The 14,856-nt window shown below is 72.3% G+C and carries 13 protein-coding genes; 12 read left to right on the top strand and 1 reads right to left on the bottom strand.

The genetic code is table 11. From position 1 onward, the window contains the following. Positions 1 to 3: 3 nt before the first annotated feature. The 9 genes from ELQ40_RS13615 (at position 4) to ELQ40_RS13575 (ending at position 10,056) form a co-directional block, all read left to right on the top strand. The gene (locus tag ELQ40_RS13615) at positions 4 to 1,002 is read left to right on the top strand and encodes an ABC transporter ATP-binding protein (RefSeq protein ID WP_127794173.1); all 999 of its coding nucleotides are present in this window, start codon (positions 4 to 6) and stop codon (positions 1,000 to 1,002) included. Continuing rightward, positions 999 to 1,847, top strand: a complete 849-nt coding sequence (locus ELQ40_RS13610) for an ABC transporter permease (protein WP_127794172.1) — start codon at positions 999 to 1,001, stop codon at positions 1,845 to 1,847. The genes ELQ40_RS13615 and ELQ40_RS13610 overlap by 4 nt, the downstream gene beginning before the upstream one ends. Beyond that, positions 1,844 to 2,167 carry a helix-turn-helix transcriptional regulator gene (locus ELQ40_RS19405; protein ID WP_127794171.1) on the top strand — a complete coding sequence of 108 codons (324 nt, stop codon included), beginning with the start codon at positions 1,844 to 1,846 and terminating at the stop codon, positions 2,165 to 2,167. Before ELQ40_RS13610 ends, ELQ40_RS19405 begins: the two co-directional genes overlap by 4 nt. Before the next feature lie 368 nt (positions 2,168 to 2,535). Next, complete coding sequence (gene sucC / locus ELQ40_RS13600; RefSeq protein ID WP_127794170.1) at positions 2,536 to 3,699, top strand: ADP-forming succinate--CoA ligase subunit beta; 1,164 nt, start codon at positions 2,536 to 2,538, stop codon at positions 3,697 to 3,699. A 13-nt stretch (positions 3,700 to 3,712) separates the two neighbouring features. After that, complete coding sequence (gene sucD, locus ELQ40_RS13595) at positions 3,713 to 4,621, top strand: succinate--CoA ligase subunit alpha (RefSeq protein ID WP_127794169.1); 909 nt, start codon at positions 3,713 to 3,715, stop codon at positions 4,619 to 4,621. Between the two features lie 85 nt (positions 4,622 to 4,706). Continuing rightward, a complete protein-coding gene (locus ELQ40_RS13590; RefSeq protein ID WP_240665802.1) occupies positions 4,707 to 5,279 on the top strand; it encodes a hypothetical protein in 573 nt (190 codons plus the stop codon). A gap of 108 nt (positions 5,280 to 5,387) precedes the next feature. Beyond that, the gene (locus ELQ40_RS13585; protein ID WP_127794168.1) at positions 5,388 to 6,938 is read left to right on the top strand and encodes a hypothetical protein; all 1,551 of its coding nucleotides are present in this window, start codon (positions 5,388 to 5,390) and stop codon (positions 6,936 to 6,938) included. A gap of 104 nt (positions 6,939 to 7,042) precedes the next feature. Further along, positions 7,043 to 8,470 carry a DUF6350 family protein gene (locus ELQ40_RS13580; RefSeq protein WP_127794167.1) on the top strand — a complete coding sequence of 476 codons (1,428 nt, stop codon included), beginning with the start codon at positions 7,043 to 7,045 and terminating at the stop codon, positions 8,468 to 8,470. Between the two features lie 41 nt (positions 8,471 to 8,511). Then, positions 8,512 to 10,056 carry an APC family permease gene (locus ELQ40_RS13575; protein ID WP_127794166.1) on the top strand — a complete coding sequence of 515 codons (1,545 nt, stop codon included), beginning with the start codon at positions 8,512 to 8,514 and terminating at the stop codon, positions 10,054 to 10,056. A gap of 25 nt (positions 10,057 to 10,081) precedes the next feature. Here ELQ40_RS13575 and ELQ40_RS13570 read toward each other — a convergent pair whose 3' ends face one another. Then, positions 10,082 to 11,110 (bottom strand): hypothetical protein, encoded by a 1,029-nt coding sequence (locus tag ELQ40_RS13570; RefSeq protein WP_127794165.1) that lies wholly within the window; start codon positions 11,108 to 11,110, stop codon positions 10,082 to 10,084. A gap of 178 nt (positions 11,111 to 11,288) precedes the next feature. On the opposite strand from ELQ40_RS13570, the gene purN reads away from it, so the two are divergent. From purN to ELQ40_RS13555, 3 genes are all read left to right on the top strand, one after another. Then, on the top strand, positions 11,289 to 11,882 hold the full coding sequence (gene purN, locus ELQ40_RS13565) for a phosphoribosylglycinamide formyltransferase (protein ID WP_127794164.1): 594 nt from the start codon (positions 11,289 to 11,291) through the stop codon (positions 11,880 to 11,882). After that, on the top strand, positions 11,879 to 13,561 hold the full coding sequence (gene purH / locus ELQ40_RS13560) for a bifunctional phosphoribosylaminoimidazolecarboxamide formyltransferase/IMP cyclohydrolase (protein ID WP_127794163.1): 1,683 nt from the start codon (positions 11,879 to 11,881) through the stop codon (positions 13,559 to 13,561). The genes purN and purH overlap by 4 nt, the downstream gene beginning before the upstream one ends. Before the next feature lie 113 nt (positions 13,562 to 13,674). Further along, positions 13,675 to 14,769 (top strand): Glu/Leu/Phe/Val dehydrogenase family protein, encoded by a 1,095-nt coding sequence (locus ELQ40_RS13555; RefSeq protein ID WP_127794162.1) that lies wholly within the window; start codon positions 13,675 to 13,677, stop codon positions 14,767 to 14,769. Positions 14,770 to 14,856: the final 87 nt, after the last annotated feature.

Raw genomic sequence — 14,856 nt, 5'->3', positions numbered from 1 at the left:
GCAATGGAACGGAGCAGCACCCGCGGGGCGGCGATCGACGTCCGCGGCCTGCGGCGCTCGTACGGCGGCAGGGTCGTGCTCGACGGCATCGACCTGCACATCGAGCGCGGCGAGGTCGTGGCGCTGCTCGGGCCGAACGGAGCCGGAAAGTCGACCACGATCGAGATCCTCGAGGGGTTCCGCGAGCGCTCGGGCGGCGACGTCCTGGTGCTCGGCGAAGACCCGGCGAAGGCGGGTGAGGCCTGGCGGGCGAAGGTCGGCGTCGTGCTGCAGTCGTGGCGCGATCACGGCCGCTGGCGCGTCGACCGGTTGCTGACCGAGTTCGCGCGGCTCTACGAGCCCTACCGGGAGCCCGGTGCCTCCGGGCCGTACTCGGCCGACGAGGTGATCGACCTGGTCGGGCTCGGCGATCGCGCGAAGGCGACGGTCCGCACGCTCTCGGGGGGCCAGCGCCGTCGCCTCGACGTGGCGATCGGCCTGATCGGCCGCCCGGAGCTGCTCTTCCTCGACGAGCCGACGGTCGGATTCGACCCCGCCGCGCGCCACGAGTTCCACGAGCTGATCCACCGGCTGAGCGACTTCGACGACACGACGATCCTGCTCACCACGCACGACCTCGCCGAGGCCGAGAAGGTCGCCGGGCGCATCCTCATCCTCGACGGCGGGCACATCGTCGCCGACGGGAGCCCGGCACAGCTCGCGCGTTCGGTGGCCGGGACGAGCGAGATCACCTGGCGCGAGGGCGGTGTGGTCCAGGTGCACAGCGCCGCCGATCCGGTCCCGTTCGTGCGCGAACTGCTCGCGACACCGGGCGCCGAGATCACCGAGCTCCACGTGCGCTCGCAGACCCTCGAGGACACGTACCTCGCGATGGTCGCCCGTCGCGAGACGGATGCCGCACCGGGCGGCGCGGCATCCGTCTCCGAGTCGTCCGGCGTCGTGTCCGGCGCGGTATCCGACTCCGAATCATCCGCACCGATCCGCATGGGAGGGGTGTCATGAGCACCACCGCGCACACGATCCGAGCCGGCGTCCGCCGCGGCGCGATCGAGTCCTTCATCTCGCTGAAGACCCCCGGTGACTCGGCGTTCGTGGTTATCGGGCTCATCTCGATCGGCGTCGTCGTCTGGTTCAACCGCTCGGCCGAGATCATGCCCGGCGTTCCGGTCGTCTCGTTCGTCGTCCCGAGCATCCTGACCATCCAGCTGCTGTTCATCGCCTGCTACGGGCTCGCCACCGTGATCGTCACCGAGCGCGAGGACGGCACCCTGATCCGGGCCCGGTCGCTGCCGGGCGGCGTCCGCGTCTACGCGGTCGGCGTCATCACGAAGACGCTCTGGGAGCTCGTCGTCACGGTCGGGCTCGGGCTCGTGATCACGTGGGCGATCGTCGGCTCCTCGCTCGGACTCGACGTCGGCGGCGTCGCGATCGTGCTCGGCATGCTCGTGCTCGGCACGATCGCGCTGACGACGTTCGGACTCGTGCTCGGCGTGGTGTTCCGCAATCCGCGGGCCGTCGGCGGCTGGGGCATCATCGTCGTCGGCGCGCTGGCCTGGATCTCGGGACTCATCCAGCCGCTCGCGTCGATGGCCGGCTGGCTGCAGGTGATCGGGCAGATCAGCCCCCTCTACTGGATCGGCGTCGCGTTCCGCAGCGCCTTCGTGCCCGAGGCGGCGCAGGCCGTCGAACTCGGCGGCGACTGGCGCGTCGCCGTGGCGTTCGCGGTGGTCGCGGCGTGGGCGATCGCCGGCGCGCTGCTCGCTCCGAGGCTGTTGCGCCGTGCCGCGCGACGCGAGACCGGGTCGGCGATCGAGGCGCGGCGCGAGGCCGCGCTGCGGCGCGCATGAGCCTCGCCGCCGACCGCGGCGCCGGGCGGGCCGCGAGCCGATCGCAGCCGGATGTCGCCGTGGAGGCCGCCGCCGATGCCGGCGCCCGCGCCGACGCCGTCCACAACCGCGTCGCGATGCTCCGCGCCGAGCGACGGGTCTCGCGTCGTGAACTCGCGGACGCGCTCGGGGTGCACTACCAGACCATCGGATACCTCGAACGCGGCGAGTTCAACCCGAGCCTGCACCTCGCGCTGCGTATCGCACGGTTCTTCGAGGTGCCGCTCGAGTTCGTCTTCTCGCTCGACGACTTCCCGCGGATCGGTCCGGGCGGGCACTAGGCGCGGTGCTCGGCTGCGTGCAGGGCGACTGTGCCGGGGCATCCGTGGCGACCCGGTTCCGCCCTTGTGCATGGGATTTCGGCCCAGACGCTCCGTGGAGACGCCGAGAGCCGGATTCTCATGCACGCGATGACGGCTGCCGGAGGCCCGGGCGCGGGAGAGCGTTTACCCGGCTGATCCGCCCGGCCTGCGCGTCCGGCATCCTCTGGTGACGCGTCCCGGCCCGTCCCCGGTTCGGAGGCGCCATTCGAGGGGAGTAGCATGGCATGCGGCCCGCGCCGATATCTCGACATCGAGAGATTTCCCCGGCCCGGGTCCTCACCCACCATCCCTGCGCGAGACCCGCGCGGACCGATTGGAAGCAGAGCGTGGATCTTTACGAGTACCAGGCCCGAGACCTCTTCGAACAGTACGGCGTTCCGGTCCTGGCCGGCATCGTGGCCGACACCCCCGAAGAGGTTCGAGCCGCAGCCGAGAAGCTGGGCGGCGTCGTCGTCGTCAAGGCGCAGGTCAAGACGGGCGGCCGCGGCAAGGCCGGCGGCGTCAAGGTCGCCAAGACCCCCGACGAGGCGGAGGAGGCCGCACGCGCCATCCTCGGGCTCGACATCAAGGGCCACGTCGTGAAGCGCGTCATGGTGGCCGCCGGTGCGAAGATCGCGCAGGAGTTCTACTTCTCGGTGCTGCTCGACCGCGCCAACCGCTCGTACCTCTCGCTGACGAGCGTCGAGGGCGGCATGGAGATCGAGCAGCTCGCGGTCGAGAAGCCCGAGGCGCTCGCCCGTATCGAGGTCGACCCCGGCACGGGCATCACCCCCGACAAGGCGCGCGAGATCGCGCAGGCGGCGAACTTCCCGGCCGAGCTGGTCGACAAGGTCGCCGACGTGTTCGTCAAGCTCTACGACGTCTACAAGTCCGAGGACGCCACGCTCGTGGAGGTGAACCCGCTCATCCTCTCGGAGGACGGCGACGTCATCGCCCTCGACGGCAAGGTCTCGCTCGACGAGAACGCCGAGTTCCGCCACGCCGGCCACGCCCTCCTCGAGGACAAGGCCGCCGCCGACCCGCTCGAGGCCAAGGCCAAGGCGCTCGACCTCAACTACGTCAAGCTCGACGGCGAAGTCGGCATCATCGGCAACGGCGCGGGCCTGGTCATGTCGACCCTCGACGTCGTCGCGTACGCCGGCGAGAACCACGGCTCGGTGAAGCCCGCGAACTTCCTCGACATCGGCGGCGGCGCCTCGGCCGAGGTCATGGCCAACGGCCTGTCGATCATCCTCGGCGACCCGCAGGTCAAGTCGGTGTTCGTCAACGTCTTCGGCGGCATCACCGCGTGCGACCAGGTCGCCAAGGGCATCGTCGGCGCACTCGCCGAACTCGGCTCCGAGGCGAACAAGCCGCTCGTCGTGCGCCTCGACGGCAACAACGTGGCCGAGGGCCGCCGCATCCTCGAGGAGGCGGCGCACCCGCTCGTCACCCTCGCCGAAAACATGGACCAGGGCGCCGACAAGGCCGCCGAGCTGGCGAACGCGTAAGGAACGCAGAGCAATGACGATCTTCCTCAACAAGGACAACAAGGTCATCGTCCAGGGCATCACCGGCGGCGAGGGCACCAAGCACACCGCGCGCATGCTCGCCGCGGGCACCCAGGTGGTCGGCGGCGTGAACGCGCGCAAGGCCGGCACCACCGTGCTGCACAAGGACAAGGACGGCAACGACGTCGAGCTCCCCGTGTTCGCGAGCGTGCAGGAGGCCATCGAGCAGACCGGCGCCGACGTGTCGATCGCGTTCGTGCCGCCGGCGTTCACCAAGGACGCGATCATCGAGGCCGTCGACGCCGAGATCCCGCTCCTCGTGGTCATCACCGAGGGCGTGCCGGTGCAGGACTCGGCCGAGGCCTGGGCGTACGCCAAGGAGAAGGGCGGCCTGACCCGCATCATCGGGCCGAACTGCCCCGGCATCATCAGCCCCGGTGAGTCGCTCGTCGGCATCACGCCGGCGAACATCACGGGCAAGGGCCCGATCGGCCTCGTCTCGAAGTCGGGCACGCTGACCTACCAGATGATGTACGAACTGCGCGACCTCGGCTTCTCGACCGCCATCGGCATCGGCGGCGACCCGGTCATCGGCACGACGCACATCGACGCGCTCGCCGCGTTCGAGGCCGACCCCGAGACGAAGGCGATCGTCATGATCGGCGAGATCGGCGGCGACGCCGAGGAGCGGGCGGCCGACTTCATCAAGGCCAACGTCACCAAGCCGGTCGTCGGCTACGTCGCCGGCTTCACCGCCCCCGAGGGCAAGACCATGGGCCACGCCGGCGCGATCGTGTCGGGTTCGGCCGGCACCGCGCAGGCGAAGAAGGAGGCCCTCGAGGCCGCCGGCGTGAAGGTCGGCAAGACCCCGTCGGAGACCGCGCGCCTGCTGCGCGAGGTCTACGCCGCGCTCGGCGCGTAGCATCCGCTCGTCGAACGGCCCCGCAGGTGATCCTGCGGGGCCGTTCGCCGTTCCCGCCGTTCGGGTGCGCGTCTACGCTGGGGCCATGAGCAGCACGCCTGATGCGTCGAGTGCGCCGGCTCCCGGCGAACCGTCGACCGAACGACCGGCTCCCGGCGGATCGCCCATGATGGAGCGCATCGTCCGGGCGAGCTTCACGACCGAGGAGTCGGTGTACGGCGTGATCCTCGTCGCGGGCATGATCGTGGTCGGCGGCAGCCACGCGTCGAGTTCGTGGGAGGTGTTCCTGACGGTGATCATCACCGTCATCGTGTTCTGGGCGGCGCACGTGTACGCCGGCACCGTCGCCCACCACGGGTTCACCGAGGGGCACGAGGTCGGCATCCGCGAAGCGTTCGGCATCGCGATGCGCCGGTCGTCCGGGCTGCTCGCGTCGGCCGCCATCCCGTCGGTCATCCTCCTCGCCGGCGCGACGCGGGTGATCGACGACGTCCTGGCGGTGTGGGCCGCCCTCTGGTCGGGTGTGATCGTGCTGGCCGTGCTCGGCTGGATCGCGTTCGCGCGGCGAAACGCCCCGTGGGGGTTCCGGCTGCTCGGCTCGCTGACGACCGCCGCGTTCGGCCTCGTGATGGTCGTGCTCAAGGTGTTCGTGCACTGACGATCGGGGCCTCGCCCCGGCGGGGGCGCGCGGCCGGCGCACCGATCCGGCGCCCGGCACGGCGAGCGCGATACGCTCTCCCGCAGGGGCTGTCGAGTGGGGGGACCAATGGCCACGAAGTCGAACGGCGCGCTGGAGGCGCGCATCGCCGAGCTCGAGGCGCAGAACGAGGTGCTGCGGCGCGAGCGCGACGCCGCCGAGGAGTCCGCCGCGGCGGCAGCGGCCGCTTCGACCGCGGCCGGGGCGGATGCCTCGAAACCTGCGCGGCGTCGCTCGCCCGGCCGCTGGCGCGCCGTGGTGTCGTTCGTGCTGGTGCTCATCTCGGTCGTGCTGGCTCCGGTGGCGCTGATCTCCGCGTGGGCGCGCATCGAGCTCGTCGACACCGATCGGTTCGTCGCGACGTTCGCGCCCCTGGCCGAGGACCCGGCGGTGCAGCGCTTCCTGGCCGACGAGATCACCGACGCCGTCGAGGCCCAGGTGGACATCGACCAGCTCACGTCTGACGTCTTCGACGGCATCCGCAGCCTCGATCTGCCGCCGCGGGCGGCGGATGCGCTCGCCCTGCTCGAGCAGCCCGCGGCACAGGGCATCAAGTCGCTCCTCGACGAGACCGTGACCCGGATCGTGCAGGCACCGGCGTTCGCCGACACCTGGGCGGCCGCGCTGCGGTTCAGCCACCGCCAGTTCGTCCAGGCGATGCAGGGCGATGAATCCGCGGCGGTGCAGATCAGCGGGAAGGGCGAGCTGCAGCTCCAACTCGGTCCCATCATCGACGAGGTCAAGGAACGGCTCGTCGAGCGCGGCATCGGCTTCGCCGCCTCGATCCCCGAGGTGCAGCTCACGATCGTCCTCGCGCAGTCGGACGGGCTGGTGCTGGTGCAGACGCTGTACGCGCTGGCGGTCGGCGTGGGCACGTGGCTGCCGTGGGTGGTCGTGGCGATGCTCGTGGCCGGCGTGCTCATCGCACGCAACCGGCCCAAGGCGCTGCTGTGGACGGCGATCGCGTTCGCGTTCAGCATGCTGACCCTGGTCGCCGGATTCGGTATCGGCCGCATGTACTTCCTCGCGACGGTGAGCCCGTCGATCATGCCGGCGGATGCCGCGGGCGTCATGTTCGACGGACTGACCGAGATCATGCGGACGGCATCGACCACGCTGCTCGTGCTGGGCGTGCTCGTCGCGGTGATCGCGTGGTGCACGGGTCCGTGGTCGTCGGCCGTCAAGCTCCGCGGCTTCGCTCGGGACGGGTTCGACGGCATCCGTGCCCGTGCCGCCCGCGACGGCATCACGACGGGCGCCTTCGGCACGTGGCTCGACCGCTGGCGGGTCGGTGCGTACGTCGTGATCACGGTCATCGCGGCGCTGGTGATCCTCTTCGTCCGGCCGTTGTCGGTCGGGCTCGTCGTCTGGACGGTGGTGCTGGCGCTCGTCGCGCTGCTCCTGGTGCAACTGCTCAGGCGGCCGGCGGGCTCGCCGGAGCCCCCGGACGACGCGGCCGGCGGCGCAGCCGGCGACGGCGATACCGGCGCGCCCCACGGTGGGGCCGACCCGGTCGACCAGGCGGATGCCCCGGGCGACACGCGCCCGTTGCCCGACGTCGATCCGGGTCGGGCCGACGCCGATCAGGTCGACACCGAAGTACTCGAGCCGGGTCGCTGACGGCCCACGCCTCGGCGCAGGCCGAGACCGGCTCCGGAGGCATCCCCTCGACCCCGGAACGTCGCGGTCGAGGGTGCCGTGGTCCGCGGTAGGCTCGCGGAGCAATGACTCGCCTGACCTGTGCCCTGCTCGCCGCGCTGGAGGCGGCGGTCGCCGCGCTGGTCGGACTCGGCGTCGCGCTGGTGCCGCTGATGCTGCTCTGGGCGGTCCACTTCGGCCTCGCCGTCGACGTCGCGGTGTTCCTGCGCGCTGCCGCCGATGCCTGGTTGCTCGGCCACGGCGTCGATGCGGTCGCGCAGGTCGATCCGGTGACCGCCGAACTGCTCGGCGTGCCGGGTGCCGGCGAGCCGTTCCCGATCACGATCGCCCTGCTCGGCTTCGCGCTGATCACCGTGCTGTTCGCGCGCCGGATCGGCCGACGCGCCGCGCTCGCCGGGCATGCGATCACCGGCATCCTCTCCGGAGCGATCGTCACCGGGGCCGCGGGGGCGGCGCTCGCGGTGGTCGCCGCGCATCCCGCCCTGACTGCCTCCGCCTGGCAGGCCGCGCTGATCCCCGCCGCGATCACCGGGCTCGCCGCGCTCGGCGGTGCCGCGTACGAGACCCTGCGCTCGGAGGCATCCGTCCGACCCGACCCCGAGCCCGGTCCGATCCTGCGACGGTGGCGGGAGCTGCCGGAGCTGCCGATGGCCGCCGTGCTCGCGGCGGTGCGGATCGGCGCGGGCTCGGCATTCGGCATCCTCGCGGTCGCGGCGGTCACGGTGACGGTGCTCATCGCGCTCGACTACTCGACGGTGGTCGGACTGTCGCAGGCCATCGGCGCCGGGCTCGACGGCGGCTTCGCGATCCTCGTCGGCGAGCTCGCGCTGCTTCCGAACATCGTGATCTGGACCGCGTCCTGGCTGCTCGGTCCGGGATTCGCGCTCGGCGAGGGGTCGACCCTGTCGCCGACGGGCACCCTGCTCGGTCCGGTGCCGGGGCTGCCGCTCGCCGGGATCCTCCCGTCGGAGGGCGCGGCCCTCGGCGTCGTGTGGCTGATCGTGCCGCTCGTGCTCGGATTCGCGGGCGCGACGTTCGCCTGGCCGTGGCTCGCCCGGGAGCGGTCGCGTGCGGTCGACGCGTGGTGGATGCCGCTCGCCGTGTCGGCCGGCGCGGGCCTCGTGGCCGGCCTCGTGATGGGGCTGCTCGCGTGGTGGTCGGGCGGCGCCGTGGGGCCGGGCCGGCTCGCGCACGTCGGCCCCGACCCGCTGCCGGTCGCCGGCATCGCCGCGGTCACGGTGTTCCTCGGCTCGGTCGCGGGCACGTACACGGCGAGGATGACCGGGCACGGGCCGTTCGGCGACCGGCACGCGGGCGATCTCGACACGGATCGGTTCGACACGGATCGGTTCGACACGGGTCGTCTCGAGGCAGGCGGTCTCGGGACCGGCCGCATCGGTCGGGGTTTCCCCGACCTGCGCGACCCCGACCCCGATCGCGCCGAGACGGCGGTGCTCGACGACGCCCGGCCGGGGGACTCCCAGCGTCGCTGACCCCGGTGTAGCCTGCGCTCAGGGGAGCGAGAGGGGGGACGATGTCGACGCAGACACCGCCCGCGACGGGCCACGACGGCAAGGGGCTCGCGAAGGGCACGCTCGGGCTCTGGGGCTCCACGGTGATCGGCCTCGCGTCGACCGCGCCGGTCTATTCGCTCGCCGCGACGCTCGGCTTCGTCGTGCTCACGGTGGGGGAGCAGGCGCCGATCGCGTTCGTGATCGCGTTCGTGCCGATGCTGCTCATCGCGTTCGCGTATCGCGAGCTCAACCGCGACGTTCCCGACTGCGGCACGGCGTTCACCTGGGGCACCAAGGCGTTCGGCCCGTGGGTCGGGTGGATGGCCGGGTGGGGGGTCGCGGTCGCCGGCACCGTGGTGCTCGCGAACCTCGCCCAGATCGGCGGCATCTACTTCTGGCTGCTGGTCGCCCCCGACCTCGCCGAGAACGTCCCGGTGGTCACCGCGACGGGTGTCGTCTTCATCGCCCTGATGAGCTGGATCAGCTGGCGCGGCCTCGAGATCGGCGAGCGGCTGCAGAACGTGCTGCTCGCCCTCCAGTACCTCGCGCTCATCCTGTTCGTGGTGTTCGCGACCTGGCAGGTCGTGACCGGGACGGCGCCCGAGGGCTCGACGACCCCCGAGGCGAGCTGGTTCGACCCGTTCGCGTTCACCTCGTTCGACGCCGTGGTCGAGGCGGTGCTGCTGGCGCTGTTCATCTACTGGGGCTGGGACACGTGCCTGGCGCTGAACGAGGAGACGAAGGACCCGAAGCGCATCCCCGGGCGGGCGGCCGTGCTGACCACCCTCATCCTGTTGGTGACCTACGTCGGGGTGACGGTCGCGGCGATGTCGTACGCGGGCCTGGGCGACGCCGGCATCGGCCTCGGCAACGAGGACAACGCCGACGACGTCTTCTTCGCACTGAAGGATGCGCTGTTCGGACCCTGGGCGTGGCTGCTCGTCGTCGCGGTCATGATCTCGGCCGTGTCGTCGACCCAGACGACGATCCTGCCGACGGCCCGCGGCACCCTCGCGATGGCGGTCTACAAGGCGCTGCCGAAGCGCTTCGGCACGGTGCATCCGCGGTTCAGGACCCCGTCGTTCTCGACGCTGCTGATGGGGTTCGTCGCGATCGTGTTCTACGTCGGGATGACGCTCATCAGCGACAACATCCTGCAGGACACGATCCTGTCGCTGGGCCTCGCGATCGCGTTCTACTACGCCATCACGGGCTTCGCGTGCGTCTGGTACTTCCGCCGGACGCTCTTCGACTCGTGGCGGAACTTCTGGAACCGACTGGTCTTCCCGCTGGTCGGCGCCGTGCTGCTGACCGGGGCGTTCATCTACTCCGCGATCGACATGCTCGACCCCGACTACGGCTACACCGTGCTGTTCGGCGTGGGCGGGGTGTTCGTGGTGGGTGTCGGATCGCTCGCGCTCGGGGCGGTGCTGATGGTGGTGTGGTCGTTCTTCGCCGAGTCGAAGCCGTTCTTCCGCGGCGAGTCGCTGAATGAGGACACCGCGGTGCTCGTCCCGGACGAGGACGAACTGCCCACGATCCGATCCATCGACGGCGGCATCTGAGCGGGCATGCCCCTCCGCCTCCGGCTCAGCCCAGGTACGGTCCGGGGCCGTGCGGCGGGAGTTCGAACAGATCGGCACGATCGCAGTGGAAGACGGCGACGTTGTGGCGGCTCGAGATCGTGTAGTGGTACGCGAAGTCGTATGACAGGGTGACGGCGCCGACCTGCCGACTCCGCATCTCGAAGACGTGGCTCATCGTTCCGTCGGGGCACGCCGCGACGTGGGCGCCGAGCGCGGTGACCACGACGTCGGGCTGGCACGGCATGGAGTCCTGGTCGTCCTGGATGATGCCCATCGGGCGGCACGTGTCCACGGCGCCGCCGCCGGGAGCGGCACCGCCGGACGATCCGCCGGATGACCAGTCGTCATCGTCGGCCTCGGCTTCTCGCGCTGCGGCCTCGGCGGCCCGCCGCTCGTGGTCGGCGACCGCGGCTTCGATCGTGGCCCGAAGCGGCGCGAATCGGTCGGCCAGGGCGCCGTCCGGCGCCGAGCGGACGGCCGCGGCCGCGTCGTGCGCAGCCTGCAGCAGCGACGGGTCGGCGGACGTCGCGGCTGCCAGGTGCTGCTCGGTATGGGCGACGAGCCGCTCGACCAGCGCGGCGCGGGCGGTGTGCAGGGCGGCGGATGCGTGCACGATCCCGTCGGCGTCTCCGGCGGCGACGGCCCCGTCGATCGCTGCGAGCAACGCGACGGCCTCGGCGAGGGCCGCCGCCTCGCCGAAGCCCTCGAGGTCCCGCACGGCAGCGCGCAGCGGATCGGCGGTCGCCAAGGCCGTGCGTCGCACACCCGCGAGCGACACGGTCGACGCCTCGTGCCGTTCCGCGGTGAGGACCGGGGCGCTCGTGGGCGGCACGTCCTCCGCATCCGCGCGTTCGGCCGCAGCCGGGCCGAACAGCACCGCGGCGCCGCAGACCAGTGCGACGACGATCGCGAACGGCAGCGCGGTCGTCGCGCCCGCGCTCAGCGCCCGTCGCAGCCGGGCGGATCGGGCCGGGGGCTCGACATGGTCGTCGGCGCGGTCGTCGGCGTGCGTGGGCGGCGGGGCATCCGTCATCAGCGACTCCATCGGGAGCGGTGCGGCCGCGGGGCGGGGCCGCGGCCGGGTGGGTTCGGGTCGGGCGTCGACGTCGGCGGCGGGGGCGACCGATGTGCGGCTGGCCGAGCCTATCGGCGCCGGGCCTCGCGGCGCCACAGCTGATCGGCGCGAAGCTGCGAGCCGGTAGGCTCGAGGGGTGCTCAAGCTCGTCGTGCTGATCTCGGGCGGCGGTTCGAACCTCCGCGCGCTCCTCGAAGCCGCTGAAGACCCCCGGTACCCCGCGAGGATCGTCGCGATCGGAGCCGACCGCGACGCCGACGGCCTCGTGCTCGGCGAGGAGTTCGGCATCCCGGCGTTCTCGGTGCCGTTCACCGCGTACGAGTCGCGCGACGCGTGGGGCGAGGCGCTGATCGAGGAGATCCGGCGCTGGGAGCCCGACCTCGTCGTGCTCTCCGGGCTCATGCGCCTGGTGCCGGCATCCGTCGTCGCGGCGTTCTCGCCGTTCCTGCTCAACACGCATCCCGCCTACCTGCCCGAGTTCCCCGGCGCGCATGGAGTGCGCGACGCGCTCGCGGCCGGCGTCGAGCAGACGGGCGCGAGCCTCATCGTCGTGGACGATTCGGTCGACGGCGGCCCGATCATCGCGCAGGAGCGCGTGCCGGTGCTGCCCGACGACACCGAGTCGACGCTGCACGACCGCATCAAGCCCGTCGAGCGCCGCCTGCTCATCCAGGCCGTGCACGACATCGCCACCTCGAACCTCGACCTGAAGGAGCTCACCGCATCATGAGCGGACCCAGCCACGACCCGAGCCTCTACCGCGAACGCGACCTCGTTCCCGTGCGCCGAGCGCTCGTCGCGGTGAGCGACAAGCGCGGCCTCGTCGAGCTCGCGACCGCCCTGGTCGGGGCGGGCGTCGAGATCGTCTCCACGGGCGGCACGAGCGCGGCGATCGCCGCGGCGGGGCTTCCCGTCACCCAGGTCGCCGAGGTCACCGGCTACCCCGAGCACCTCGACGGCCGGGTCCGCACCCTGCACCCGGGCGTCCACTCGGGACTGCTCGCCGACCTGCGCCTGGAGGACCACGAGCGTCAGCTCGCGGAGCTCGCGATCGCGCCGTTCGAGCTCGTCGTGGTGAACCTCTACCCCTTCGCCCAGACCGTCGCGTCGGGTGCCGCGCCCGACGCCGTGATCGAGCAGATCGACATCGGCGGCCCGGCGATGGTGCGCGCGTCGGCGAAGAACCACGCGAACGTCGCGGTCGTGGTCTCACCCGAGCGGTACGGCGACGTCGTCGCCGCGCTGGCCGCGGGCGGCACGACGCTCGCGCAGCGGCGCGCGCTCGCTCGCGAGGCGTTCCGCCACACCGCGTCGTACGACATCGCGGTCGCCTCGTGGATGGGTTCGGTCGTCGCGCCCGATGCGGCGATCAGCGACGAGGCGATCAGCGACGAGGCGATCACCGGCGACACGGCGGATTCGGGCGCGGATGCCGCCGTCGACGCAGCGCCGTTCCCCGCCTGGGTCGCCGGCTCCTGGACGAAGGACGCCGACCTCCGCTACGGCGAGAACTCGCACCAGCGAGCCGCCCTGTACGCGACCCAGGGCGCCCCGGCCCCCGGCATCGCCCAGGCTCGGCAGCTGCACGGCAAGGAGATGTCGTACAACAACTACGTCGACGCCGATGCCGCCGTGCGAGCCGCGTTCGACTTCGCAGAGCCCGCGGTCGCGATCATCAAGCACGCGAACCCGTGCGGCATCGCCGTCGCGGCATCCGACGCCGCCGACCCGATCGCGGACGCCCACCTGCGCGCCCACGAGTGCGACCCGGTCTCGGCGTATGGCGGGGTGATCGCCGCCAACCGTGTGGTCACCCGCGCGATGGCCGAGACGGTGTCGGGCATCTTCACCGAGGTGCTCGTCGCGCCCGGCTTCGAACCCGAGGCGCTCGAGGTGCTGACGTCGAAGAAGAACCTCCGGCTGCTGGAGCTGCCCGACGGGTTCGCGCCGACCAGGGTCGAACTGCGCCAGGTCTCCGGCGGGCTCCTCATGCAGGAGGCCGACCGGCACTTCGCCGACCCGGCCGACTGGACGCTGGTCGCCGGCGAGGCCGCCGACGCCGAGACCCTCGCCGACCTCGCGTTCGCGTGGACGGCCTGCCGCGCGGTCAAGTCGAACGCGATCCTGCTGGCGTCGGGCGGGGCATCCGTCGGCGTCGGCATGGGCCAGGTGAACCGCGTCGACTCGTGCAAGCTCGCGATCGAACGCGCGGGGGAGCGCGCGGCCGGATCCGTCGCGGCATCCGACGCGTTCTTCCCGTTCGGCGACGGGCCGCAGATCCTGATCGACGGCGGAGTCCGCGCGATCGTGCAGCCGGGCGGATCGATCCGCGACGACGAGGTGATCGAGGCGGCGAAGGCCGCCGGCGTCACCATGTACTTCACGGGCGAGCGCCACTTCTTCCACTGAGATCGGTCGGGCCCGTGATCGGCGGGCCCGGCGCTACCCTTGAGGTGAGGGCGCTCACGAGGCGCCGCGAACACCGTTCCGCCCACCCGGCGGAGAGTCGAGGAGAACGATCGATGACGATCACCCACCCACCCGCAGTCCCGGCCGCCACCGCGATCCCGTTGCCGCTCGATGCACCCGACCACGAGCGCGTGCTCGTGAGCCGGGGACGCCGTTCGGGCCTCACGATCATCGTGGCCGTCCACTCGACCGCACTCGGCCAGGCGCTCGGCGGCGCACGCCTCTGGACGTACGACCACTGGACCGACGCGCTCGCCGACGCACTCCGCCTCTCGCAGGCGATGACGCTGAAGAACGCCGCTGCGGGGCTCGCCCGCGGCGGCGGCAAGGCGGTCGTGCACCTCCCGCCGGGCACCGAGCCCGACGACGCGCTGCGCCGCGCCGCGATGCTCGACCTCGGCGACGCGGTCGAGGCGCTCGGCGGCAGCTACATGACCGCCGAGGACGTCGGCACGAGCGCCGAGCTCATGGCCGTCGTCGCGGAACGGACCGCGCACGTGTGCGGCCTGCCGCCCGAGCAGGGCGGATCGGGCGAACCCGCCGATGCGACTGCTGCCGGCGTGCACGCGGGCCTGCTCGCGACCCTCGAGCACGTCACCGGCAGCCGCGACGTCGCCGGCCGGCACCTCGTCATCGCCGGGCTGGGCCAGGTCGGCGGGCGCCTCGCGCGGCGGCTGGCGGCCGAGGGCGCCCGGCTCACCGTGACCGACGTCGCCGACGCCAGGCGTGAGCTCGCCGACGAGCTCGGCGCCGATTGGGTCGACCCGTCGGCCGCGCACCTGGTCGAGGCCGACGTGTTCCTGCCCTGCGGGCTCGGCGGCGTGCTCACGGCCGAGGTCGTGGGCGACCTGAGCGTGCGCGCCGTCGTCGGTGCCGCGAACAACCAGCTCGCCGAGCGCGCGGTCGCCGACCTGCTCCGCGACCGGGGCATCGCGTGGGCGCCGGACTTCGTCGTCAACGCCGGCGGCGTCGTGCACCTCGACCTCGCGGCCACGCCCGGCGCAGGAGCCGACGAACGCGACGACAGGATCGCCGGCATCGGCGGGACGATCGCCCGCGTGCTCGCCGAAGCGGATGCCTCGGGCGAGACGACGCTGGCCGCGGCAGAGCGTCTCGCACAGGAGCGCCTGCGGGTCGCCGCACGCTGAGCCGCGCACCGAGCGCAGCCGACCGCGGAGCCGGGCGCCCGCGCCGCCGATCGCGGTCCGCGCCCGTCCCGCACCGTCGGTAGGCTG

Origin of the sequence: Agromyces sp. LHK192 (genome assembly GCF_004006235.1) — a bacterium.
Classification (GTDB): domain Bacteria; phylum Actinomycetota; class Actinomycetes; order Actinomycetales; family Microbacteriaceae; genus Agromyces.
This window is presented reverse-complemented; position numbering and strand designations above follow the sequence as displayed.